Raw genomic sequence first — 22,403 nt, forward strand, 5'->3', positions numbered from 1 at the left:
GCCGCGCAGCACGTCCAGCACGTCGGAGCGGAACTCGCGCTGGTAGAGGATGTAGACCACGCCCGCCGTCGCGACCAGGAAGGCCAGCGGCGAGAAGAACCAGCCGATCGCCGCGAAGGCCATGTAGTAGGCGCGCAGGCCGTCGTTGAAGGTCTCGGCCGCGAGGCCCACCACGCGCCCGGCACGGTCGGCGAAGGCCTCGCGCGACAGCTCGGCATTGCGCTCGAACTCCTTCGCCTCGGGCGCCGACGCCACCAGCAGCGCCCCGAAGGTGTACTGCCGCAGGCTCCAGGTGAAGCGGAAGAAGGCGTAGACGAAGACGCCGGTCAGCAGCAGCAGCTTCAGGTCGAACACCAGCGTCGACGTGCGCACGGCGAACGGGATCTCGCGGACCAGCTCGGTCGCCTTCTCGCTGGCGCCGAGTGCCGCCAGCAGGCCGCCGATGATGAGGATGGTGGTCGACGCGAAGAAGCTCGGGCTGACCGACAGGTTCTGCACCACCACGCCGTCGATCACCCGCACCTCGCGGTGCGTGACCTGCAGCATCCACTGGCGGCGGATGCGGTTGGTGGCGGCCAGGATCGACGCGTGCGTCGTGGCGCGGCGCTTCGCGAACATCGCATAGCCGACCCAGGCCGCGAAGAAGCCCAGCACCGCCACCCAGTCGATCCAGGGCAGCAGCGCGAGGACGGCGGGGAGCGAGAAGCCGGAGGAGATCATGGCGCGATGCTAGCGGCTGGCGAACCGCTGCCGCGCTTCGCTAGCATCGGTGCCACGGAGCGGCGACGGCGCCGCCGGGGAGAGGCTCATGCTGCGATGGACACGACGCGCACTCGGCGGCGCGCTGCTGGCCGGCCTGCTGGCGGCCGCGGCCGGCCCGGCGATGGCCGACAACGCACGGACCGTGCGCCTGCTGGTCGGCTTTCCGGCGGGCGGCGGCAGCGACGCGATCGCGCGGCTGCTGGCCGACCCGCTGAAGGACGCGCTCGGCGCGCCGGTGATCGTCGAGAACAAGCCCGGCGCGGGCGGCCAGCTGGCCGCGCAGGCGCTGAAGGCCGCGGCGCCCGACGGCAGCACGTGGTTCCTGTCGCACGACCACACCATCTCCATCCTGCCGCTGGTGGTGAAGAACCCGGGCTACGAGCCGGCCAAGGACTTCGTGCCGGTGGCCGGCTTCGCGAGCTTCGTCAATGCCTTCGCGGTGTCGGGCGGCACACCGGCCAAAGGCTTGAATGACTACGTCGCGTGGATCAGGAGTGCAGGTGGGGGCAAGGGCGAGGGCAAGCCGGGTGGCGCCTTCGGCGCCGTCGGCGTCCCCGCCCCGGCCTCGGTGCCGGAGTTCCTCGTGAAAGTGCTGGCCGCGAAGTACCAGCTCGACCTCGTCGCCGCGCCCTACCGCGGCAGCGCGCCGATGATCGGCGACATGCTCGGCAACCAGATCGCCGCCGGCATCGGCTCGGTGCCCGACTTCATCGAGCAGCACCGCAACGGCAGGCTGCGCGTGGTCGCCGTGCTGGGCGGCGCGCGCCAGGCGGCGCTGCCCGACGTACCCACGCTGGCCGAGCTGGGCGTGGGCGGCTTCGAGGACCTGCCCTACTACGCCTTCTTCGCGCCGGCCGCCACGCCGAAGGCCGAGCTCGACCGCTTTGCGGCCGCGCTGGCCAGGGCGATCGCGGTCCCGGCGGTGAAGGACCGGCTCGGCGCGATGGGCCTGACGGTCGAGTTCATGAGCGGCCCGCAGCTGGCCGCGCGCGAGCAGGCCTACGCGCAGACCTGGGCGCGGATCATCAAGGCCAGCGGCTTCCAGCCCCAATGAGGGTCGGCGTGGGCCGGTAAGCGACGCGCGGCGGGCCCATCGCTGGTGCACCCGCGCGCTCGCTGCGCCCTGACGCCCGTGTCGCGGTGCGCAGGCACCGCCATGGCACACGGCTTGCAGACCGGTCGGCGTCCATTGACCGTTGCAGGAGTACCCGGATGACTTCGACTCGACGCACGCTGCTGCGTGCTGGTTCGGCGGCGGCCGTCGCCGGCACCGCGCTCGGCTTTCCCGCCGTCGCCCGCGCCCAGCAGAGCTTCAGCTGGAAGATGACCAGCGCCTACCCCAAGGGCGCGCCCTTCTACATGGACGGCCCGGGCAGCGCGACCGACCTGGCGAAGCGCATCGACGCGATGTCCGGCGGGCGGCTGAAGATCCAGGTGTTCGGCGCCGGCGAGCTGATCCCGGCCTTCGAGGGCTTCGACGCGGTGCGCGCCGGCACGGTGGAGATGAACCACGCCAACAGCTACTTCTGGACCGGCAAGACCTTCGCGGCGCAGTACTTCACCGCGGTGCCCTTCGGCATGAACTTCCAGGGCATCAACGGCTGGCTCTACGACGGCGGCGGCATCGACCTGTAGAACGAGGTCTACGCGCCCTTCGGGATGGTCGCCATGCCCTGCGGCAACACCGGCGTGCAGATGACGGGATGGTTCAAGAAGGGGATCAAGTCGGTCGCCGACCTCAAGGGCCTGAAGATGCGCATCCCGGGCCTGGCCGGCAAGGTGTACGCGAGCCTCGGCGTGGACGTGAAGGTGCTGCCGGGCGGCGAGATCTTCCCGGCCCTGGAGCGTGGCGTCATCGACGCGGCCGAGTTCGTCGGCCCCTTCCAGGACCGCCGCCTGGGCCTGCAGAAGGCCGCCAAGTACTACTACACGACCGGCTGGCACGAGTCGGCGACGGTGTCCGAGCTGCTGATCAACAAGGCCGCCTGGGACAAGCTGCCCAAGGACCTGCAGGCCATCGTCGGCAACGCCGCCGCGGCCTGCAACGTCATCAGCGAGGGCTGGTGCCAGAAGGCCAACTCCGACGCGATGGAGGACCTGGTCAGGAACCAGGGCGTGATCGCCAAGCCGCTGCCCGACGACGTGATCAAGGCGCTCAAGGCCGAGACCGACAAGGTGCTGGCCGAGGCCGTTGCCAAGGACCCGCTGACGAAGAAGGTGCACGACTCCTACATGGCCTTCAAGGCCAAGTACGACCGCTGGAGCGAGATCAGCGAAGAGGCCTACCACCTCAAGGTCCGCGGTTGAGGCGGGCGGCGCCGTGGCATTGAAGAGGCTGCTGCCCGCGGCCGGCGTCATCGAGGGCTTCATCGACCGGGTGGGAGCGCTCACCGCCTGGATCGCGCTGGCGATGATCGGCCTGGTCGCCACCAACGTGGTGCTGCGCTACAGCCTGAGCCTGGGCTCGGTCTGGGCGCAGGAACTCGAGTGGCACCTGCTGGCCGCGCTGATCCTGCTGGGCATGAGCCACGCGCTGCAGCGCGGCGACAACGTGCGCGTGGACGTGTTCTACGCGCGCTTCCCGCCCGCCGCTAAGCGCGTGGTGGACGTGATCGCGGCCGTGCTGCTGATCGCGGTGAGCCTGCTGTTCATCCAGCTCTCGCTGGGCTATGTCGAGCAGGCGCGCTCGATCGGCGAGTCCTCGCCCGACCCGGGCGGCATCCCCTACCGCTGGCTGGTCAAGGGCCTGATCCCGCTGGGCTACGGCCTGCTGGTGCTGCAGCAGCTGGCCCACCTGCTGCGCCTGCTGCACGGCAGCGCGACGCCGCCGCAGGAGCCGGACCATGCCTGATCCGTCGACGTACGCGGTGCTGATGCTGGTCGGCTTCTTCGCGATGCTGATGATCGGCATCCCGGTCGCCATCAGCCTGGCCACGGTGGGCCTGGCCTTCGGCTGGCTGGGTTTCGGCGGCGGGCTCTTCAACCTGCTGCCGGCACGCTTCTACGGCGTGGTCGGCGGCTACCAGTGGATGGCCATCCCGCTCTTCGTCTTCATGGGCGTGATGCTCGAGAAGTCGCGCCTGGCCGACGACCTGCTCGACGTGATGGGCCACCTGGCCGGCGGCGTGAAGGGCGGCATGGCGATCGGCATCGTGCTGTTCGGCGTGCTGATGGGCGCCACCACCGGCATCGTCGGCGCCACCATCATCACGCTGGGTCTGCTGACGCTGCCGACGCTGATCCGCCGCGGCTACGACAAGAGCGTCGCCTGCGGCGTGATCTGCGCGTCGGGCACACTGGGCCAGATCATCCCGCCCAGCCTGATCCTGATCCTGCTGTCGGACATCATGCAGCTCTCGGTCGGCACCTTGTTCGCCGCAGCCGTGGGCCCGGGCCTGCTGCTGGCCGCGGTCTACATCGTCTGGCTGCTGGTCATGGGCTGGCTCAGGCCGGACTCGATGCCGCCGATCCCGCGCTCCGAGCGCGATGCGGTCTCTCGCCGCCAGCTGTGGGTGCGCTTCGTCAAGGTGCTGCTGCCGCCGGTGCTGCTGGTGGTGGCGGTGCTGGGCTCGATCGTCGGCGGCGTGGCAGCGCCGACCGAGGCGGCGTCGATGGGCGCCGTGGGCGCGGTGCTGATCACCGCGCTGTCGGGTCGCTTCAGCGTCAGGACGCTCAAGGACACGGCGCTCGACACCAGCAAGATCACCGCGATCATGATGTTCATCCTGATGGCCGCGCAGGTGTTCGCGCTGGCCTTCCGCGGTCTGCACGGCGAGGACCTGATCGCGCGCCTCTTCGAGACCCTGCCCGGCGGCGTCAACGCCGACATCGCCTTCATGATGGCGATCATCTTCGTGCTCGGCTTCTTCATCGAATGGATCGAGATCAGCTACATCGCCGTGCCGCTGTTCCTGCCCATCCTCATCAGCCAGGGCGTGGACCCGGTGTGGCTGGCGATGCTGATCACGGTGAACCTGCAGTCGAGCTTCCTGACGCCGCCCTTCGGCTGGGCGCTGTTCTACCTGAAGGGCGTCGCGCCGCCCTCGGTCAACATCAAGGACATCTACAAGGGCGTGGTGCCCTTCATCGGGCTGCAGCTGCTGACGCTGGGGCTGGTCTTCCTGTTCCCGCAGGTGGCGCTGTGGCTGCCCAGGGCGATCGGCTGGTGAGCCGGCAGCGGGCATCATCACGCCCCGTTCACTGCTTCCGGGCCGCCCTGCCATGACCCAGTCCTTCCTCGGCCGCCGCGGCATCGCGGTGGCGCCCCACAGCCTGGCCTCCGAGGCGGCACTGCGCGTGCTGCGCGAAGGCGGCAACGCGCTCGAGGCGATGATCGCCGCCGCCGCGAGCATCGCCGTGGTCTACCCGCACATGAACTCGATCGGCGGCGACGGCTTCTGGGTGATCCACGGCCCGGACGGCCGCCCGCAGGGCATCGATGCCAGCGGCGCGAGCGCGGCCTCGGCCAGCCTCGACAGCTACGCCGCACGGGGCGTGCGCGGCAGCATCCCGTTTCGCGGCGGCGTCGCGGCGCTGACGGTGGCCGGCACGGTGTCGGGCTGGGGCGCGGCGCATGCGCTGGCCGCCGAGTGGGGCGGGACGCTGCCGCTGCCCCGCCTGCTGGACGATGCGATCTGGTACGCCCGCGAGGGCATCCCGGTCACGCACAGCCAGTGGGCCTGCACGGTGGCCAAGCAGGCCGAGCTGCGGCCGATCGCCGGCTTTGCCGACACCTTCCTGCCGGGTGGCGACGCGCCGGCGGTGCACAGCCTGTTCCGCCAGCCGCGGCTGGCGACCACGCTGGGCCGCATCGCCGCGCGCGGCACCGACGACTTCTACCGCGGCGACCTGGCCCGCGAGATCGCTGCCGAGCTGGCCGCGCTGGGCAGCCCGCTGACCGCCGAGGACCTGGCCGCGCACCACGCGAAGCGCGTCGAGCCGCTGTCGCTGCGCATCCCCGGCGCGACGCTGTCGAACATGACGCCGCCGTCGCAGGGTGTGGTGTCGCTGATGATCCTGGGCATCATGCAGCGCCTGCGCGGCTGGGACGCCGACCCGCTGGGTCCCGCCTTCGTGCACGCGCAGGTCGAGGCCACCAAGCAGGCCTTCGCGCTGCGCGACCGCCACGTCACCGACCCGGCCTTCATGTCGGTCGCGCCCGCCTGGCTGCTGCGCGACGAACTGCTGGACGAGCTGGCCGCCGGCATCCGCGCCGACCACGCCGCGCCCTGGGGCCGCCGCACCGACCCCGGCGACACGATCTGGATGGGCGTGATCGACGGCGAGGGCCGCGCGGTGTCCTTCATCCAGAGCATCTATCACGAGTTCGGCTCGGGCCTGGTGCTGCCCGGCACCGGCATCAACTGGCAGAACCGCGGCTGCAGCTTCAGCCTCGACGCGGCGCACATCAACGCGCTGGCGCCGCGCAAGCGGCCCTTCCACACGCTGAACGCCGGGCTGGCGCGCCTGGACGACGGCCGCACGATGGTCTACGGCGCGATGGGCGGCGACGGCCAGCCGCAGTTCCAGGCCACGGTCTTCAACCGCGTCGCGCGCTTCGGCGTCGCACCGCAGGCCGCGATCGAGATGCCGCGCTGGCTGCTGGGCCGCACCTGGGGCCAGCCCAGCGACAGCCTCAAGCTGGAGGCACGCTTCCCGACCGCGACCGTCGATGCGCTACGCGCGATGGGCCACGACGTGGAGATGCTGGCCGACTGGGACGAGTCCGTGGGCCATGCCGGCGCCCTGGTGCGCGAGGCCAACGGCCTGCTGGTCGGCGGCTTCGATCCGCGCAGCAACGGCGCGGTCGCGGCCTTCTGACGCCCAGGCCCTGCGCTAGTCCTCGATCGCGAACCGCAGCCCCGCGCGGGCGTGCAGGCGCCGCACCAGCGCCATGCCCATCGCCGCGCCGGGCGTCCACACGCCGCCCGGGGTGGCGGAGCGGTCCACGTCGTCGATGAGGCACAGCGCGCTCTCGGCGATCAGCTTCGAGGTCGAGCCGTAGCCCGGGTCGCGGTCGCCGCTGACGCGCGCGCGCAGCGTCCGGCCGTCGGGCGTCTCGCCGCTGAAGACGATCTCGTAGCGGCCCGCTTCGCGCTCGCGCGGGCCCGGGCCTTCGCCCGGCTTGGGCAGCGCCCAGCGCCGCAGCGCGGCGCGCGTCGGCGCGAAGCCGAGCAAGGCGTCCTGCACGCGGGCCATGCGCGCCAGGCGCCGCGCACGCTGCGCGCCGCGCGGGCCGTCGCCGGTCAGCATGCGTTCGTCGTAGAGGAAGTCGCGGCCCCAGGGATGGCCGCGCAGCGCGTTGGTGCGATGGACGTTCTTGGTGTTGATCGCCGCCATGACGAAGGGGCCGGTCCACGACCGGGCCGCCTCGTCGTAGGCGGCCGACTCGCCCTCGGGCTGCGCCGGGCCACGGAACCCCGGCGTCAGCGCGAAGGGGTCGGCCATCACGCCGGCCAGGCGCGCGTCGCGGCTCGTCTGCTCGAAGGTCGCGAGCGCGCTGGCCGCGGTGCCGCCCGACATGCTGCCCTTCATCACCTGCACGCGGCCACGCACGCGCTGCAGCGGGCGGCCGAAGCGCCGCACGGCCTCGTCCTGCAGGAACACGACGCCCAGGTCGAAGGGGATGGAGTCGAAGCCGCACGAGAACACGATGCGCGCGCCGCTGGCGCAGGCCGGCGGTTCGAGCCGCGGGATCGTCTGCGCCATCCAGACCGGCTCGCCGCACAGGTCGACGTAGTCGGTGCCGGCCTGCGCGCACGCGGCGATCAGGGCGTCGCCGTGGCGCTGGTAGGGCCCGACGGTGGTGAGGATCACGCGCGCCTGCGCCACCAGCCGCGCCATCGCGGCCGGGTCCGCGGCATCGGCCTCGATCAGCGGCAGCGTGTCGGCGGCGCCGAGGGCGTCGCGCACCTCGGCCAGCCTGTCGCGGCTGCGTCCCGCCATCGCCCAGGCGACGCGGTCGCCCACGCCATATGTCGCGTTCAGGTACTCGGCCACCAGCCGGCCGGTGAAGCCGGTGGCGCCGAAGACGATCAGGTCGAGCGGCTTCTTCATGCCCGATCGTCGCACGGCATCGTCGCCGTGGCCACGCGGCGCGCCCGCTACAGTGCCCCGTCCACCATGAGCGTCCACCACCACGCGATCCTGATCATCGGCGCCGGCTTCGCCGGGCTCGGCATGGCGATACGGCTGCGGCAGGCAGGCATCGACGACTTCGCGGTCCTGGAGCGCGCCGACGCCGCCGGCGGCACCTGGCGCGACAACCGCTATCCGGGCTGCGCCTGCGACGTGCCCTCGCACCTGTACTCGTACTCCTTCGCGCCCAACCCCCAGTGGCAACGCGCCTACGCGCCGCAGCCCGAGATCCGCGCCTACCTCGAGCAGTGCGTCGCGCGCTACGCGCTCGGCCCGCAACTGCGCTTCGGGGCCGACGTCGTCGAGGCGCGCTGGGACGAGGCTGCCGCCTGCTGGGAGGTCGCCACGCGCGACGGGCGCCGCTTTCGCGCGCCGGTGCTGGTGGCCGGCCTCGGCGGCCTCAGCAACCCGGCGATCCCCGAGCTGCCGGGCCGCGAGCGCTTCGAAGGGCCTGACTTCCACACCGCGCAATGGCCCGACGGCATCGGCCTCGCCGGCCGGCGCGTCGCGGTGATCGGCACCGGCGCCAGCGCGATCCAGCTGATCCCGCAGCTGGCGCCGCGCGTGGCGCAGCTCACCGTCTACCAGCGCACGCCGGCCTGGGTGCTGCCCAAGCCCGACCGGCCGCTGCGCGACTGGGAGCGGCAGCTGTTCGAGCGCCTGCCGTTCGCGCAGCGCCTGATGCGCAGCGCCATCTACTGGCAGCACGAGGGCCGCGCGCTGGCCTTCGTCGTGCGGCCGCGGCTGATGAAGCTGGTGGCCCGCGAGGCCGGCCGCCACCTGGCCCGGCAGGTGCCCGACCCGGCGCTGCGCGCGCGCCTCACGCCCGACTACACCATCGGCTGCAAGCGCATCCTGATCGCCGACGACTACTACCCCGCGCTGCAGCGGCCGAACGTCGAGCTGGTCGGCGAAGCCGTGCGCGAGCTGACGCCGCACGGCGTGGTCGCCGCCGACGGCCGCGAGCGGCCGGCCGACGCGGTGGTCTGGTGCACCGGCTTCAAGGCGCAGGAGCCGGTGCGGCCCGGGCTCTTCGTCGGCCGCGGCGGGCAGGACCTGTGGGCCGCCTGGCAGCGCGCGCCCGAGGCCTACCTGGGCTGCACGGTGGCCGGCTTCCCCAACCTCTTCATGCTGGTCGGCCCCAACACCGGGCTCGGTCACAACTCGATGATCTACATGATCGAGTCGCAGCTGGCCTACGTGATGTCGGCCTTGCAGGCCCTGCGCCGCGACGGGCTGCGCAGCGTCGAGGTCCGTCCCGAGGCGCAGCAGGCCTACAACGCCGAGCTGCAGCGCCGCCTGGCCCGCACGGTGTGGGCCAGCGGCTGCCGCAGCTGGTACCTCGACGCGCAGGGCCGCAACACCACGCTGTGGCCCGGCTTCACCTTCGAGTTCCGGCGCCGCACGCGGCGCTTCGATGCCGCGGCCTACCGGCTGGAGACGCGATGAAGCGCCTGACCGGCCAGGTGGCCGCGATCACCGGCGCCGGCTCGGGCATGGGCCGCGCCCTCGCGCTCGCGCTGGCCGGGCGCGGCTGCCCGCTGGCGCTGTGCGACGTCGACGAGGCCGGCCTCGCCGAGACGGCCCGCGCCGCGGCCGCGCTGGGCGCGCCGGTCAGCCGCCTGCGCGTCGACGTGTCCGATCGCGACGCCGTCGAGGCCTGGGCGCGGCACGCGGTCGCGACGCACGGCGCGGTGCAGCTGCTCTTCAACAACGCCGGCGTCTCGCTGGCCGCGCCGCTGGAGACGATGAGCCCCGCCGATCTGGACTGGATCATGGGCATCAACTTCCGCGGCGTGGTGCATGGCTGCCAGGCCTTCCTGCCGGCGCTGCGCGCCGCGGCGGCCCGACCGGGTGCAGCGCCCAGCCACATCGTCAACACCTCCAGCCTGTTCGGCCTGATGGCGATGCCGGGCAGCGGCGCCTACAACGCCAGCAAGTTCGCGGTGCGCGGCTACACCGAGGCGCTGCGCATGGAGCTGGCGATCGCCGGCGCGCGCGTCGGCGTCACCTGCGTGCACCCCGGCGGCGTGCGCACGAACATCGCGCGCGCGGCGCGCGTCGATCCGCAGCTGCAGGCGCTGACCGGCGAGGCGCCGGCCGCATCGCTGGCGCGCTTCGACCGCCTGCTGGACCGCACCTCGGCCGCCGCCGCGGCGGCGCGCATCCTGCGCGGCGTCGAGCGCGACGAACGGCGCGTGCTGATCGGCGCCGACGCGCACCTGCTCGACGCGCTGGTGCGCCTGCTCGGCGCGGCCTACCAGCGGCCGATCGAGGCGCTGGCGCGCCGCCAGCGCCGCGGCTGAAGCGCCCGTCAGACCTGCACCCGCGTGCCGAGCTCGACCACGGCGTTGTCCGGCAGGCGGAAGTACTCGGCCACGCTGCCGGCGTTGTGGCTCATCGCGGCGAACAGGCGGTCGCGCCAGCCCGCCAGGCCGCGCGCGCTGCGCGGCACGAAGGTCTCGCGGCTGAGGAAATAGCTGGTCTCGAAGGGCGGCACCGGCAGGCCCTGGGCCTCGCACAGCTTCAGCGCCTTCGGCACGTCGGGCTCGTTCATGAAGCCGAAGTTCAGCGTCACGCGCCAGAAGCCGCGGCCCAGCGGCTCGATCTGCACGCGCTCGGTCATGCCGACCCACGGCAGCTCGTGGAAGCGCACGTGCAGGATCAGGTTGCGCTCGTGCAGCACCTGGTTGTGCTTGAGGTTGTGCAGCAGCGCCTGCGGCACGACCGTCGGGTCGGCCGCGGCATAGACCGCGGTGCGCGCGGCGCGCGGCGCGCTGTCCGGCGCCAGGCCGTCGATGAAGTCGCGCAGTGCCAGGCCGTCGCGGTGCACCGCCGCCAGCGCCTGGGCGCGGCCGCGCTGCCAGGTGCTCATCAGCAGGAACAGCAGGCCGCCGAGCGCCAGCGGCATCCAGCCGCCGTCGAAGAACTTGACCGCGCAACCGGCCACCAGCAGCGCGTCGACCGCGAGGAAGAAGACCGTCGCCGGCACCACCAGCAGTGCCGGCAGCTTCCAGGCGCGGCGCACGACGAACCAGGTCAGCACGGTGGTGATCAGCATCGTCATCGTCACCGCGATGCCGTAGGCCCCGGCCAGCGCCGACGAACTGCCGAAGTGCAGCACCGCCGCCGCCACGCCCGCCAGCAGCGCCCAGTTGACGGCCGGCATGTAGATCTGCCCGGCCTCGCGCGCCGAGGTGTGACGCACCGTCATGCGCGGCAGGAAACCCAGCTGGATGGCCTGGCGCGTCAGCGAGTAGGCGCCCGAGATCACGGCCTGCGAGGCGATGATGGCCGCCAGCGTCGCCAGCGCCAGCGCGGGCCACAGCAGCGCGTCGGGGAAGAGGCGGTAGAACGGGTTCTCGATCGCCGACGGGTCGGCCATCAGCAGCGCGCCCTGGCCCAGGTAGTTGAGCGCCAGCGAGGGCAGCACCAGGAAGTTCCAGGCCAGCTGGATCGGCCGGCGGCCGAAGTGGCCCATGTCGGCGTACAGCGCCTCGGTGCCGGTGACCGCCAGCACGATCGCGCCGATGACGAGGAAGACCTTCCAGCCGCGGCCGGTGGCGAAGGCCCAGGCCTCCAGCGGATTCAGCGCCGCCAGGATGGCCGGCTGGTCGGCGATGTGCACGAGGCCGGTGACCGCGAGCGTCAGGAACCACACCACGATCACCGGCCCGAAGACGCGGCCGACCGCGGCGGTGCCGTGGCGCTGCACGACGAACAGGCCCACCAGGATGCCCAGCGAGACCGGCATGATCCACGGCCCCAGCGCCGGCGCCGCGACCTGCAACCCTTCCATCGCGCCCAGCACCGAGATCGCCGGCGTGATGATGCTGTCGCCGTAGAACAGCGTGGCGCCGAACACGCCCAGCAGCAGCAAGGCACTGCGCAGTCGCGGCCGGTCGCCGACGGCCTGCGCGGCCAGCGCCGTGAGCGCCAGGCCACCGCCTTCGCCGCGGTTGTCGGCACGCAGGATCAGCAGCACGTACTTCAGCGTCACGACCAGCATCAGCGCCCAGAAGATGCACGAGACCGCGCCGACCAGGTGCGTCGCATCCAGCGGCACGCCGGTGGCCGGCGCGAAGATCTCCTTGACGGTGTAGAGCGGGCTGGTGCCGATGTCGCCGTAGACGACGCCGATCGCGGCCAGGGTCAGCGCGGCCAGGCCCTGGCGTTTGGGATGGACGGTCGCGTCGGGCGTCGTCAGGGCGACGGCTTGCGGGGTGTTCATGCGCGAAGGCTCGAAAGTGATCGAGCCCTGAGCGTGCGCGTGCGCGCATCAGGAACGCATAAGCGTCCTCAGGATTCCTCGGGCTCGACCAGCCGGTAGCCGACGCCCGGCTCGGTGAGCAGCAGGCGCGGCTCGGCCGGGTCGGCCTCGAGCTTGGCGCGCAGCTGGCCCATGTAGAGGCGCAGGTAGTGCGTGTGCTCGGTGAAGTCCGCGCCCCACACGTCGGTCAGCAGCTGGCGGTGGGTGACGACCTGGCCGGCGCTGCGCACCAGCCGCGCCAGCAGCTTGAACTCGGTCGGCGTCAGGTGCAGCGCGTGGCCGTCGCGCCGCACGCGCTGCGCCGGCAGGTCGACCTCGACGTCGCCCTGGCGGTACTGCGTCAGCGCCGCCTGCACGGTGGTGCCGCGATGGCGCAGCGCGACGCGCATGCGGGCGAGCAGCTCGCCGATGCCGAAGGGCTTGACCAGGTAGTCGTCGGCGCCGGCGTCGAGCAGGCGGATCTTCTGGCCCTCGGCCTGGCGCGCCGAGATCACCAGCACCGGCAGCGACTGGCGCCGCCGCAGCTGCGCCAGCAGCGCCTCGCCGTCGCCGTCGGGCAGGCCGAGGTCCAGCACGACGAGGTCGGCCGTCGCATGCGCCAGCAAGGCCAGGCCCTCGGACAGGCTGGCCGCGGTCAGCACCTCGAAGCCTTCGACCGCGAGCCCGTCGCGCAGGGTCGCGCGCAGCTCGCGGTCGTCCTCGACCAGCAGGACCTTGAGCGTCACGAAGGCCCCTCGTCCGCCGGGTACGTCGGCCGATCCCCCGGGGGGATGAGGGCCGGCTCGGGAGCGGCCCGGCGCTCGGCCCTCGGGTTCATGACGGCCCCTCCGGGACCGCGCGCGTCGGCAGCACGCACTCGAAGCTGCAGCCGCCGTGCCCGCGCGGCCGCAGGCGCAGCTCGCCGCCGTGGGCGCGCGCGATGGCGCGGCAGACCGCGAGGCCGACGCCGGCGCCGGGCCGTGCAGCCAGCTCGATCCGGGCGCCGCCGTCCATCGGCGCGGCTCCGCGGTGGAAGACCTCGAAGACACGCTCGCGCCAGGCCGGTGCGATGCCGGGGCCGCGGTCGCGGACGGCCAGCACGACGGCCTCGTCCTGGCGCCGCACCAGCAGCTCGACCGGTGCCTCCGCGGGGCTGTACTTGAGCGCGTTGTCGACCAGGTTGTCGAGCAGCTGCGTCATCAGGTGCGCGTCGCACCACAGCAGCGGCAGGCCGGGCTCGAGGCGCGCGCGCACGCGCCGCGTCGGGTCGTGGCGGCGCGCGCGGCGCAGCACGTTGCCAGCGATCTCCTCGGCCGACTCCCAGTCGCAGGCGAGCTGCACGCCGGGCGCGTCGAGGCGCGCGAGCTGCAGCGTGTTGTCGGTCAGGCGGCCCAGCAGCGCGGCCTCGTCGACGATGCGGCGCGCGAGCTGCCGGCGCTGCTCGGGCGCCAGCCGCGCGTCCTGCTCGTCGAGCGACGAGGCGGCGCCCATGATCGCGGCCAGCGGCGTCCGGTAGTCGTGCGAGATCGCGGCCAGCAGCGTGCTGCGCACACCCTGCGCCTGCGCCTCCTCGCGCGCACGCTGCTCGTCGTGCGTCGCGCGGGCCCGCTGCAGCGCCATGCCGAGCGCGTCGCACAGCGCCTGGGCCTGGTCGCGCAGATCGGCGTCGGCGCGCGCCGGCGCGCCCAGGCCGCGCAGCACGGCCGCCCCGAAGCTGCGGCCGCGACCGCGCAGCGGCAGGTACCAGTCGGGCTGCTCCTCGTGGCGACCGCTGCCCGGCCCCATCGGCTGGCCCTGGCGCAGGCAGTGCCAGAGGCCGGCGCACTGGTCGGCATCGGGCTCGCCGACCTGCAGCGCCGAGGCGTCGTCGTTGCCTTCGGGCAAGTGGTCCCTGAGCACCAGCAGCGCCACCGGTGTGCCCGCCGCCGCTGCCAGCGCGGCCTGCAGCGCGCCGGCCTGGGCCAGCGGATCGGCCGCGTCACGCAGGCTGTCGCCCCAGGTGCGCAGCTGCTCGGCGCGCTGCGCCTGGCGTTCGGCGCGCTGCGCCTGGCTGCGCTGCGCGGTCATCAGCGCCGCGACGATGGCGTTGACGACCAGCATCGCGCCCAGCAGCAGGGCGTGCTGGCGCAGGTCGACGGCGAAGGTCCCGCGCGGCGGCACGAAGACCCAGTTGAAGGCACCGACCGCCAGCAGCCCGCCGCCCATCGCCGCCCAGGCCGGCAGCCACAGCGCGGCGATCGCCGAGCTCAGCACCAGCAGCATCGCCAGGCTGGCGAGGTCGACCCGGCCGTCCAGCAGCAGCATCGCCAGCCAGCCGGCCGTCCAGGCCAGCGCGGCCGGCCAGGCCCCGCCGCGGCGGGGTTCACGGCCGGGTTCGCGCGGGGTCGGCGGGCGGTTCATGGGCGCTACGCTAGCAGCGAGTGCATCAGCAAGACATAAGGACGCGATGATCACCCTGCACCACTGCATGAGCGCCCGCTCCTTCCGCCCGCTGTGGGCACTGGAGGAGATCGGCCTGCCGTACACGCTGAAGATGCTGCCCTTTCCGCCGCGGGTGGCGGCGCGGGCCTACCTCGAGATCAACCCGCTGGGCACGATCCCGCTGCTGGAGGACGGCGCGCTGCGCATGACCGAGTCGGCCGCGATCTGCCAGTACCTCGCGGCGCATCACTCGCCGCGCGCGCTGAACGTCGAGGTCGACGAGCCGGAGCACGGCCGCTACCTCAACTTCCTGCACTTCGGCGAAGCCACGCTGACCTTCCCGCAGACCCTGGTGCTGCGCTACACGCGCTTCGAGCCGCCGGAGCGCCGGCAGCCGCAGGTGGCCGAGGACTACGCGAAGTGGTACCACGCGCGGCTGCGCACGCTGGAGCCGCTGCTGGCGGCGCAGGAGCACCTGTGCGCCGGCCGCTTCACCGCCGCCGACATCTCGGTCGGCTACGCGCTGCTGGTGTCCAGCCAGCTCGGCCTGGACGCGCGCTTCACCCCGGCCGTCGCGGCCTACTGGCAGCGGCTGCAGGCGCGCGACGGCTACCGGCGTGCGATGGCGGCACAGGCCGACGCTGCCGCCGCGCAGGGCGTGCCGGCGGAGCATGCCGTGCTCAGCGCGCCGCCCGGCTGAGCGCGAGTCCGTGGCGGGTCAGCCCTGCAGGGCGCGGGTGGTCTTCAGCAGCGCCGACAGCACGCCCTGCAGCGCCTGCTGCTGCTTGTCGTCGGCCAGGCGCCCGTCGTCGGTGAAGGCCTTGTTCGCCTGGCTCACGCCCAGCTGCTGCGGCAGCACCAGCATGCCGAGGTTGAGGCTCAGGAACTGACGCAGCGCCAGCAGGCTGCGGATGCCGCCCAGCATGCCCGGCGACGCGCTCAGCAGCGCGGTCGGCTTGCCGTTCATCGCGGCCTTGTGCTCGGCCAGGCGCGAGACCCAGTCGATCGCGTTCATCAGCAGCGGCGGCGGGAAGGCGTTGTACTCGGGCGAGACCACGAGCACCGCCTGGGCCCAGGCGAACTGCGCCAGCAGCGCGCGCGCGCCGTCGGGCACGCCCTCGGCGGCCTCCAGGTCGCCGTCGTAGATCGGCAGCTCCAGCGCCCGCAGGTCGCTGACGACCGGCTCGGCCCCCAGCTCGCGCAGCAGCGACCCGGCCGCGTGCGCGAGCTTCAGGTTGAAGGACCCGGTGCGTGCGCTGCCGGGGACGATCAGTACACGCAGGGGATCCATCGGTGCTCCTGGGGACTACTTCAATCGGGCCGCCATGGTAGCGACCCGCTCGCCGAACGCCTTCGCCGTCGCCAGGTCGCCGGGCAGCATCTCGTCGACGCCGGCATCCGACGGGCTTTGTGCCATCGCGCCCGCGAAGCTGGCGACGTAGTTGAGGTCGTTGCGGTCGGCGCTCTTCTTGTTGCTGGGCATCATGCCGGTGCCGACCCAGACGCCGCTGTGCTGCATCGCCAGCGTGAAGAGGTAGTGCAGCGTCGACAGCTTGTCGCCGTTCATCGACGCGCTGTTGGTGAAGCCGGCGAAAAGCTTGTCCTTCCAGCCCTGGGTGAACCAGACCTTGCTCGAGGCGTCGGCGAACTTCTTGAACTGCCAGCTGACAGTGCCCATGTAGGTCGGCGAGCCCATCACGATGGCATCGGCCGCGGCCAGCTGCTCCCAGCCGCCCTCGGGCAGGTTGCCCTCGGCATCGATGGCGAGCAGTGTGCCCTTCGCGCCGTCGGCGACGGCCTCGGCCATGCGCCGGGTATGGCCGTAGCCGCTGTGGAAGACGATCACGATCTTGGACATAGGGAACTCCTTCGGGTTGTGGAACTGCAGCGGCGTCGCACGCCTCAGCGTGCGAGGTCGAACACGATCACTTCGGCGTCGCGGCCGTCGCTCAGGGTCAGCAGGCTCTCGCCGTCGATCTGCGCGGCATCGCCGGCCACCAGCGGCTGGCCGTTGACGCTGACCGCGCCCCGCGCCACGTGGACGTAGGCCAGGCGCTTCGGGTCGAGCGCCAGCTCGGCGCGCTCGGCGCCGTCGAAGAGGCCCGCGTACATCGCCGCGTCGGCGTTCAGCTTGACGGCGCCGTCCTTCGCGTCGGGCGAGGCGACGAGCCTCAGTACGCCGCGCTTGGAGGCCGCGTCGAAATGCTTCTGCTCGTAGCCGGGCACGATGCCGCGCGCCTCGGGCAGGATCCAGATCTGCAGGAAGTGCGTGGCCTGGCCGGTCGCGTGGTTGAACTCGCTGTGCTGGATGCCGCTGCCGGCGCTCATGCGCTGCACGTCGCCGGGGACGATGGTGGCGCCGTTGCCGATGCTGTCCTTGTGGCCCAGCGCGCCGTCGAGCACGTAGCTGACGATCTCCATGTCGCGGTGGCCGTGCGTGCCGAAGCCGGTGCCGGGCGCGATGCGGTCCTCGTTGATGACGCGCAGGTTGCCGTAGCCCATGTGGGCCGGGTCGAAGTACTCGGCGAACGAGAAGCTGTGCTGGCTCTTGAGCCAGCCGTGGTCGGCGTGGCCGCGTTCGGCGGACTTGCGCAGGGTGATCATGTCGGGCTCCGTGCGGCGGGGTGTTGTCGCCGCGGTGTAGTCAATGTAGGAGCGGGTCCCTGCGCCATCGATCGGTGCGCCTTGATGGCATCATTCAAATGACTTGAAGGCCGTTGGCATGAGCGATCGCAGAAATGTCCTGACGCCCGAGGCGCTGACGATGGTCGACCTGATCGCGCGCACCGGCAGCTTCGCCGCGGCCGCCCGCGAGCTGGGCAAGGTGCCCTCGGCCCTGACCTACAGCGTGCGCCAGCTGGAAGACGCGCTCGACGTGCTGCTGTTCGACCGCAGCTCGCGCCAGGCCCGGCTCACCGCGGCCGGCGAGGAACTGCTGCACGAGGGTCGACGCCTGCTGCTGGAGATCGACGCGGTGGCCAACCGCGTCAAGCGCGTCGCCACCGGCTGGGAGACCCAGCTGACGATCGCCATCGACAACATCCTGGCGCCGACCGCGGTGTTCGAGCTGGTCGAGGCCTTCTACGCCCTGCGCGTCAGCACCAAGGACGCCCCCGACAGCCCGCCGCCGACGCGGCTGCGCATCCGCAGCGAGGTGCTGTCCGGCACCTGGGAAGCGCTGGCCACCGGCCAGGCCGATCTGGCCATCGGCGGCGTGTTCGAGGCCGGCCCCGGGTCGGGCATCCAGTGCGAGTCGCTGGGCGAGATCGACATGCGCTTCGCCGTGGCGCCGCACCATCCGCTGGCCGCGCTGCCCGAGCCGCTGTCGCCCGAGACCATCGCCCAGCATCGCGTCGTCGCCATCGCCGACAGCGCCCGCAGCTTCGCGCCGATGACGGTCGGCGTGCAGCCGGGCCAGGACGTGCTGACCGTGCCTTCGCTCGCCGCCAAGCTGGAGGCGATGCTGCGCGGCCTGGGCTGCGGCTCGATCCCCGAACCGCTGCTGCGTCGCCATGTCGAGGCCGGTCGCCTGGTGATCAAGACGATGAGCGCGGCGCCGCGCCGCCTCGGGCTGCAGTACGCCTGGCATGCGTCGGGCAGCGCGCGGCCCGGCCTGGCGCTGCAGTGGTGGCTGTCACAGCTGCGCAGCGCGGCGACGCGCAAGGCGCTGCTGGAGCGTCACGCCGGCCTGGTGCTCTGACGGCCCGCGGCGGCGACGCCGCCTCAGTGGCCCATGGGGCTGGCCTTGATCGTGTCGCGCACGCAGCGCATGAAGGCCCGGCCGGCCTGAGGCTCGCAGGCCTTGAAGGCCGCGATCTCGGCGGCGCAGCGCTTCGCATCGTCGCCCTGCAGCGCGCTGCAGTCCAGCGGATGCGCCAGCAGGAACTCGCGGTCGCAGGCGAAGTGCGCCTCGCCCTGGACCGGACTGCAACGCTCGAACATGCGCTGGTGGCGCTCGCAGCGCGCGCGGTCGATGCCGGCGCGCTGGCTGCAGTCCATCTCGTGCGCGGCGGCCGGCGCGGCCACCGCCAGCAGCAGCGCCAGGCCGGACAGGGTGCGGGCGGCGCGCTGCGCCGCGGAGACGTCGGAAACCTGCATCGCAATCTCCTGCATGCGGACGCTCGAAGTTATCAGCTTCCGTGCTGCGATGCGATCGACTCCCGGCGCGTGGCTACCATCGCCGCGTGACCGCCATCGCCTACGTCGGCCGCTTCGCCCCGTCGCCCACCGGCCCGCTGCATGCCGGCTCGCTGGTCGCGGCGCTGGGCAGCTGGCTCGACGCGCGCGCGCACGGCGGCCGCTGGCTGCTGCGCATCGAGGACGTCGACACGCCGCGCTGCGTGCCGGGCGCCGACATGGAGATCCTGCGCCAGCTCGACGCGCTGGGACTGCGCGCCGACGAGCCGCCGCAATGGCAGAGCCGCCGCGAGGCGCCCTACGCGGCAGCGCTCGACCGGCTGATCGCCGCGGGCCGCGTCTACCCCTGCGCCTGCACGCGGCAGGACATCGTGCTGGCCCTGGCCGCGCAGGGCCGCACGCGCGAACGCCATGCCGAGCTGACCTACCCCGGCACCTGCCGGCCGGAACACGGGGGCCTGCGCGGGCGCGCGGCGCGCACCTGGCGGCTGCGCGTCGACGACGGGGCGATGCTGCGCTGGACCGACCGCCGCCTGGGTGCCCAGGTGCAGGACGTCGCGGCCGAGGTGGGCGACTTCGTGCTGCGGCGCGCCGACGGGCTGTGGGCCTATCAGCTCGCGGTGGTGGTCGACGATGCCGAGCAGGCCGTCACCGACATCGTGCGCGGCGAGGACCTCGCCGACAACACGCCGCGCCAGATCCTGCTGCAGCGCGCGCTCGACCTGCCGACGCCGCGCTACCTGCACCTGCCGCTGGTGCGCGCGGCCGACGGCGAGAAGCTCAGCAAGCAGCATGGCGCGCCACCGCTGGACACCGACGATCCGCAAGGCGTGCTGGCCGCGGCCGCGTCGGTGCTGGGCCTGGTGCTCGACCGCCAGGCCTCGACGGCCGCGTGGCTGGACACCGCGGTGGCCGCCTGGCGCCGCGCCGGGCGACCCGCCGGCGTGTAGGAGAACGACTACAGCGTGAAGCGGTGGGCGCCGATGCAGCGCGCGCGGCGCGCTGGCTAACATTCGGTCACAGAGTGCCGCGCCTTCCGCAGCCGTCGTCCGTCCCCACCGCCCCCATGTCCCAGCGCCGCACCTTCATCGTCGAAGACAGTCCCGTCATCCGCGCCAATCTGATCGACACGCTCCAGGAGCTGGCGCCGGTGACGGTGGTCGGCTGGGCCGACTCCGAGGCCGACGCGCTGCACTGGCTGGCCGAACACCCCGAAGGCTGGGACCTGCTGATCGTCGACCTGTTCCTGAAGCAGGGTTCGGGGCTGGGCGTGCTGCGCGCCTGCCGCGAGCGGCCGGTGCACCGCAAGCTGGTGGTCTTCAGCAACTACGCGACCGTGGACCTGCGCATGAAGAGCCTGGAGCTGCGCGCCGACGCGGTGTTCGACAAGTCCAACGAGATCGATGCGCTGATCGCCTACTGCGCCGCGCTCGACGGTGCGCCGACCGGTCCGGGTGCGATCCCGGGCTGAATCACTGGATCAGGCCGTTCTTCAGCGCGTAGTAGGTCAGGTCGCTGTTGGATGCGAGCTTCATCTTCTCCATCACCCGCGTGCGGTAGGTGCTGACCGTCTTCACGCTGAGGCTCAGGCTGTCGCCGATCGCGCCGATGGTCTCGCCCTGCGCCAGGCGCAGGAAGACCTGCAGCTCGCGCTCGGAGAGCTGCTCGTGAGGCAGGCCCTCGCCCTTGCCCGGGTTCAGCTGGTCGGCCAGCAGTTCGGCCACGCCCGGCGTGATGTAGCGCCGGCCGCGCGCCAGCGTGCGCACCGCGTTCAGGATCTCGGACGGATCGCACTCCTTGTTGAGGTAGCCACTGGCGCCCTGCTTCAGCAGCGCGGTGGCGTAGTGCGTCTCGGGGTAGGCGCTGAGCATCAGCACCGGCAGCTCGGGCGCGCGGGCGCGGATGGCCGACAGCACGTCGACGCCGTTCTGGTCGGGCATCGAGACGTCGAGGATCAGCACGTCGATGCCGCCGGCGCGCACCAGGTCCAGCGCATCGCGGCCGTTGGCGGCCTCGGCGACGACCTCGACGTCCATCTGCTCGGCGAGGTACTGGCGCAGCCCGGTGCGCACGATCGCGTGGTCGTCGACGATGGCAACTCGGATGGACATGGTAGGTTCGCGGGAGACGGTGCCGCGAATTCTAGGCTCGCGTCATCGAACCGCGGCAAGGCCGCCTGCACGCCATGATCCACGCAACGAGCTTCCTGTCCCGCTGGCGCGCCGTGGCGCTGAGCTTCCTGCTGGCGCTGGTCACGGCCACGGCCCTGCTGCTGATCAGCGAGACCTCGTACCGTCGCTCGGTCGCGGCCATCAACGATGCGACGCAGGTCTTCGACGTGCGGCTCGACGTGCGCCGGCTGCTGCGCCTGATGGTCGATGCCGAGACCGGCCAGCGCGGCTACCTGCTCACCGGGCGCGAGGAATACCTGGCCCCGTACAACCAGGCGGTGCGCGAGATCGGCGAGCTGCTGCGCCGCCTCGGCCCGCACTACGTGCGCCACCCGCAGCAGGCCGGCGACTTCGAGGCGATGGCGCGCGCGATCGAGCGCAAGCTGTCCGAGATCGACACCACGCTGAAGCTGCGCCGCGAAGGCAAGGACAGCGCCTGGCAGGGCCTCATCGACACCGACATCGGCAAGGACGCGCAGGACACGATCCGCCGATCGGCCGACAAGCTGGAGCAGGCCGAGCTGCAGCGCCTGAACATGCATCAGGACCAGATCAACCAGACGCTGCTGATCGCGCGCCTGGGCGTCGCGACGATGACGGTGCTGAGCGTGCTGGCCTTCTACTTCTACCTGAAGCAGACGCGCGCGCTGGGCGAGCAGCGCGAGCGCCAGCGCGCGCTGCTGCAGGCCGAACGCGACCTGCTCGAGACCGAGGTCGAGCGCCGCACCGAGGACCTGACCGTGCTGGCGCGCCATCTGCAGCACGCGCAGGAGAGCGAGCGCAGCCACCTGGCGCGCGAGCTGCACGACGAGCTGGGGGCGCTGCTGACGTCGGCCAAGCTCGACGTGGCCCGGCTGCAGTCGCGCCTGCCTTCGGCCGCGCCCGAGGTCGCCGAACGCCTGCGTCACCTGAACGCCGCGCTGAACGACGGCATCGCGCTGAAGCGCCGCATCATCGAGGACCTGCGCCCGTCGGCGCTGAGCCACCTGGGTCTGACGGTGTCGCTGGACATCCTGACGCGCGAGTTCGGACAGCGCTCCGGCCTGGCCGTGCACACCGCCTTCGACCCGGTGCAGCTGGACGAGAGCGGCGAGCTGACGGTCTACCGCTTCGTCCAGGAGGCGCTGACCAACATCGCCAAGTACGCGAAGGCCGGCCGCGTCGACGTGGGCCTGCACGCCACCGACGACGGCGTCGAGGTGACGGTGCAGGACGACGGCGCGGGCTTCGATCCGGCACAGGTGCGACGCAGCGCGCACGGCCTGAGCGGCATGCGCTTCCGGGTCGAGGCCGAGGGCGGCCGCATGCAGCTGAAGTCGCAGCCCGGCCAGGGCACGCGACTCACCGCCTGGCTGCCGCTGGCCACGGCGGCCGACGCCGAGCCCGCCGTCGACGGCACGGCCTGAGCGTCCGCGGGCGGCGCCTGTCGGCGCCGTCCTACAGCCCCGCGCAGCGTCGGACGACGCGCGCGGACGGTGCCGCCTGATGGGCGCGCGATGGGGCAATTTCTACAGTGGAGTCACAGC

The 22,403-nt window shown here is 72.5% G+C and carries 21 protein-coding genes and 1 pseudogene; 12 read left to right on the plus strand and 10 right to left on the minus strand.

Going from position 1 to position 22,403, the window contains the following annotated elements; genetic code table 11:
- Positions 1-720, minus strand: a 720-nt coding sequence (locus tag QZV97_RS00060) for a DUF599 domain-containing protein (protein ID WP_295636339.1), incomplete at its 3' end; no start/stop codon positions are given.
- A gap of 88 nt (positions 721-808) precedes the next feature.
- On the opposite strand from QZV97_RS00060, the gene QZV97_RS00065 reads away from it, so the two are divergent.
- The 5 genes and pseudogenes from QZV97_RS00065 to QZV97_RS00085 all read left to right on the plus strand — a co-directional run bounded on the left by QZV97_RS00065 (position 809) and on the right by QZV97_RS00085 (position 6,582).
- Positions 809-1,816, plus strand: a complete 1,008-nt coding sequence (locus QZV97_RS00065; RefSeq protein ID WP_295636342.1) for a tripartite tricarboxylate transporter substrate-binding protein — start codon at positions 809-811, stop codon at positions 1,814-1,816.
- Positions 1,817-2,121: 305 nt separating this feature from the next.
- A pseudogene (dctP, locus tag QZV97_RS00070) lies at positions 2,122-3,069 on the plus strand (TRAP transporter substrate-binding protein DctP).
- A 13-nt stretch (positions 3,070-3,082) separates the two neighbouring features.
- Positions 3,083-3,613 carry a TRAP transporter small permease subunit gene (locus tag QZV97_RS00075; protein ID WP_295636344.1) on the plus strand — a complete coding sequence of 177 codons (531 nt, stop codon included), beginning with the start codon at positions 3,083-3,085 and terminating at the stop codon, positions 3,611-3,613.
- Positions 3,606-4,931, plus strand: coding sequence for a TRAP transporter large permease subunit (locus tag QZV97_RS00080; protein ID WP_295636346.1), 1,326 nt, complete (start codon positions 3,606-3,608; stop codon positions 4,929-4,931). The genes QZV97_RS00075 and QZV97_RS00080 overlap by 8 nt, the downstream gene beginning before the upstream one ends.
- A gap of 52 nt (positions 4,932-4,983) precedes the next feature.
- A complete protein-coding gene (locus QZV97_RS00085) occupies positions 4,984-6,582 on the plus strand; it encodes a gamma-glutamyltransferase (protein WP_295636349.1) in 1,599 nt (532 codons plus the stop codon).
- Positions 6,583-6,597: 15 nt separating this feature from the next.
- Here QZV97_RS00085 and QZV97_RS00090 read toward each other — a convergent pair whose 3' ends face one another.
- Positions 6,598-7,818, minus strand: a complete 1,221-nt coding sequence (locus QZV97_RS00090) for a saccharopine dehydrogenase NADP-binding domain-containing protein (protein WP_295636352.1) — start codon at positions 7,816-7,818, stop codon at positions 6,598-6,600.
- 66 nt (positions 7,819-7,884) lie between these two features.
- Here QZV97_RS00090 and QZV97_RS00095 point away from each other — a divergent pair, with 66 nt between their 5' ends.
- The gene (locus tag QZV97_RS00095) at positions 7,885-9,348 is read left to right on the plus strand and encodes an NAD(P)/FAD-dependent oxidoreductase (RefSeq protein WP_295636355.1); all 1,464 of its coding nucleotides are present in this window, start codon (positions 7,885-7,887) and stop codon (positions 9,346-9,348) included.
- On the plus strand, positions 9,345-10,205 hold the full coding sequence (locus QZV97_RS00100) for an SDR family NAD(P)-dependent oxidoreductase (RefSeq protein ID WP_295636357.1): 861 nt from the start codon (positions 9,345-9,347) through the stop codon (positions 10,203-10,205). Before QZV97_RS00095 ends, QZV97_RS00100 begins: the two co-directional genes overlap by 4 nt.
- Before the next feature lie 8 nt (positions 10,206-10,213).
- On the opposite strand, the gene QZV97_RS00105 is transcribed toward QZV97_RS00100, so the two are convergent.
- From QZV97_RS00105 to QZV97_RS00115, 3 genes are all read right to left on the minus strand, one after another.
- Positions 10,214-12,130 carry a potassium transporter Kup gene (locus QZV97_RS00105; RefSeq protein WP_295636360.1) on the minus strand — a complete coding sequence of 639 codons (1,917 nt, stop codon included), beginning with the start codon at positions 12,128-12,130 and terminating at the stop codon, positions 10,214-10,216.
- A 68-nt stretch (positions 12,131-12,198) separates the two neighbouring features.
- Complete coding sequence (locus QZV97_RS00110; protein WP_295636363.1) at positions 12,199-12,894, minus strand: response regulator; 696 nt, start codon at positions 12,892-12,894, stop codon at positions 12,199-12,201.
- A gap of 88 nt (positions 12,895-12,982) precedes the next feature.
- Positions 12,983-14,548, minus strand: coding sequence for an ATP-binding protein (locus QZV97_RS00115; RefSeq protein WP_295636367.1), 1,566 nt, complete (start codon positions 14,546-14,548; stop codon positions 12,983-12,985).
- 46 nt (positions 14,549-14,594) lie between these two features.
- Between QZV97_RS00115 and QZV97_RS00120 the strand changes: the two genes are divergently transcribed.
- Positions 14,595-15,269, plus strand: a complete 675-nt coding sequence (locus QZV97_RS00120) for a glutathione S-transferase family protein (protein ID WP_295636372.1) — start codon at positions 14,595-14,597, stop codon at positions 15,267-15,269.
- A gap of 18 nt (positions 15,270-15,287) precedes the next feature.
- Here the strand turns inward: QZV97_RS00120 and QZV97_RS00125 are convergent, their stop codons facing one another.
- The 3 genes from QZV97_RS00125 to QZV97_RS00135 are packed head-to-tail and all read right to left on the minus strand — an operon-like array spanning position 15,288 to position 17,173.
- Positions 15,288-15,860, minus strand: a complete 573-nt coding sequence (locus QZV97_RS00125; protein ID WP_295636377.1) for an NAD(P)H-dependent oxidoreductase — start codon at positions 15,858-15,860, stop codon at positions 15,288-15,290.
- A 15-nt stretch (positions 15,861-15,875) separates the two neighbouring features.
- Positions 15,876-16,427, minus strand: coding sequence for a flavodoxin family protein (locus QZV97_RS00130; RefSeq protein ID WP_295636380.1), 552 nt, complete (start codon positions 16,425-16,427; stop codon positions 15,876-15,878).
- A 44-nt stretch (positions 16,428-16,471) separates the two neighbouring features.
- Positions 16,472-17,173, minus strand: coding sequence for a pirin family protein (locus QZV97_RS00135; protein WP_295636383.1), 702 nt, complete (start codon positions 17,171-17,173; stop codon positions 16,472-16,474).
- Positions 17,174-17,291: 118 nt separating this feature from the next.
- Here QZV97_RS00135 and QZV97_RS00140 point away from each other — a divergent pair, with 118 nt between their 5' ends.
- Entirely contained in the window at positions 17,292-18,269 is a 978-nt protein-coding gene (locus QZV97_RS00140) for a LysR substrate-binding domain-containing protein (RefSeq protein ID WP_295636386.1), read from the plus strand.
- 23 nt (positions 18,270-18,292) lie between these two features.
- On the opposite strand, the gene QZV97_RS00145 is transcribed toward QZV97_RS00140, so the two are convergent.
- Positions 18,293-18,667 carry a hypothetical protein gene (locus QZV97_RS00145; protein ID WP_295636389.1) on the minus strand — a complete coding sequence of 125 codons (375 nt, stop codon included), beginning with the start codon at positions 18,665-18,667 and terminating at the stop codon, positions 18,293-18,295.
- 95 nt (positions 18,668-18,762) lie between these two features.
- Here QZV97_RS00145 and gluQRS point away from each other — a divergent pair, with 95 nt between their 5' ends.
- On the plus strand, positions 18,763-19,656 hold the full coding sequence (gluQRS, locus tag QZV97_RS00150) for a tRNA glutamyl-Q(34) synthetase GluQRS (RefSeq protein WP_295636932.1): 894 nt from the start codon (positions 18,763-18,765) through the stop codon (positions 19,654-19,656).
- 116 nt (positions 19,657-19,772) lie between these two features.
- Positions 19,773-20,177, plus strand: coding sequence for a response regulator (locus QZV97_RS00155; RefSeq protein ID WP_295636392.1), 405 nt, complete (start codon positions 19,773-19,775; stop codon positions 20,175-20,177).
- Position 20,178: 1 nt separating this feature from the next.
- Here QZV97_RS00155 and QZV97_RS00160 read toward each other — a convergent pair whose 3' ends face one another.
- Complete coding sequence (locus QZV97_RS00160) at positions 20,179-20,817, minus strand: response regulator transcription factor (protein ID WP_295636395.1); 639 nt, start codon at positions 20,815-20,817, stop codon at positions 20,179-20,181.
- Between the two features lie 74 nt (positions 20,818-20,891).
- On the opposite strand from QZV97_RS00160, the gene QZV97_RS00165 reads away from it, so the two are divergent.
- Positions 20,892-22,283, plus strand: a complete 1,392-nt coding sequence (locus QZV97_RS00165; RefSeq protein WP_295636398.1) for a CHASE3 domain-containing protein — start codon at positions 20,892-20,894, stop codon at positions 22,281-22,283.
- Positions 22,284-22,403: the final 120 nt, after the last annotated feature.

This window comes from uncultured Methylibium sp. (assembly GCF_902826655.1).
Classification (GTDB): domain Bacteria; phylum Pseudomonadota; class Gammaproteobacteria; order Burkholderiales; family Burkholderiaceae_C; genus Methylibium.

Excerpts from the sequence above, each read along its gene's own strand:
- QZV97_RS00115 (WP_295636367.1), bottom strand. The coding sequence starts at position 14,548 with ATGAACCGCCCGCCGACCCCGCGCGAACCCGGCCGTGAACCCCGCCGC.
- QZV97_RS00130 (WP_295636380.1), bottom strand. The coding sequence starts at position 16,427 with ATGTCCAAGATCGTGATCGTCTTCCACAGCGGCTACGGCCATACCCGG.
- QZV97_RS00080 (WP_295636346.1), top strand. The coding sequence starts at position 3,606 with ATGCCTGATCCGTCGACGTACGCGGTGCTGATGCTGGTCGGCTTCTTC.
- QZV97_RS00105 (WP_295636360.1), bottom strand. The coding sequence starts at position 12,130 with ATGAACACCCCGCAAGCCGTCGCCCTGACGACGCCCGACGCGACCGTC.
- QZV97_RS00095 (WP_295636355.1), top strand. The coding sequence starts at position 7,885 with ATGAGCGTCCACCACCACGCGATCCTGATCATCGGCGCCGGCTTCGCC.
- QZV97_RS00140 (WP_295636386.1), top strand. The coding sequence starts at position 17,292 with ATGAGCGATCGCAGAAATGTCCTGACGCCCGAGGCGCTGACGATGGTC.
- QZV97_RS00125 (WP_295636377.1), bottom strand. The coding sequence starts at position 15,860 with ATGGATCCCCTGCGTGTACTGATCGTCCCCGGCAGCGCACGCACCGGG.
- QZV97_RS00165 (WP_295636398.1), top strand. The coding sequence starts at position 20,892 with ATGATCCACGCAACGAGCTTCCTGTCCCGCTGGCGCGCCGTGGCGCTG.
- QZV97_RS00085 (WP_295636349.1), top strand. The coding sequence starts at position 4,984 with ATGACCCAGTCCTTCCTCGGCCGCCGCGGCATCGCGGTGGCGCCCCAC.
- QZV97_RS00145 (WP_295636389.1), bottom strand. The coding sequence starts at position 18,667 with ATGCAGGTTTCCGACGTCTCCGCGGCGCAGCGCGCCGCCCGCACCCTG.
- QZV97_RS00155 (WP_295636392.1), top strand. The coding sequence starts at position 19,773 with ATGTCCCAGCGCCGCACCTTCATCGTCGAAGACAGTCCCGTCATCCGC.
- QZV97_RS00135 (WP_295636383.1), bottom strand. The coding sequence starts at position 17,173 with ATGATCACCCTGCGCAAGTCCGCCGAACGCGGCCACGCCGACCACGGC.
- QZV97_RS00090 (WP_295636352.1), bottom strand. The coding sequence starts at position 7,818 with ATGAAGAAGCCGCTCGACCTGATCGTCTTCGGCGCCACCGGCTTCACC.
- QZV97_RS00160 (WP_295636395.1), bottom strand. The coding sequence starts at position 20,817 with ATGTCCATCCGAGTTGCCATCGTCGACGACCACGCGATCGTGCGCACC.
- QZV97_RS00120 (WP_295636372.1), top strand. The coding sequence starts at position 14,595 with ATGATCACCCTGCACCACTGCATGAGCGCCCGCTCCTTCCGCCCGCTG.
- QZV97_RS00065 (WP_295636342.1), top strand. The coding sequence starts at position 809 with ATGCTGCGATGGACACGACGCGCACTCGGCGGCGCGCTGCTGGCCGGC.
- QZV97_RS00100 (WP_295636357.1), top strand. The coding sequence starts at position 9,345 with ATGAAGCGCCTGACCGGCCAGGTGGCCGCGATCACCGGCGCCGGCTCG.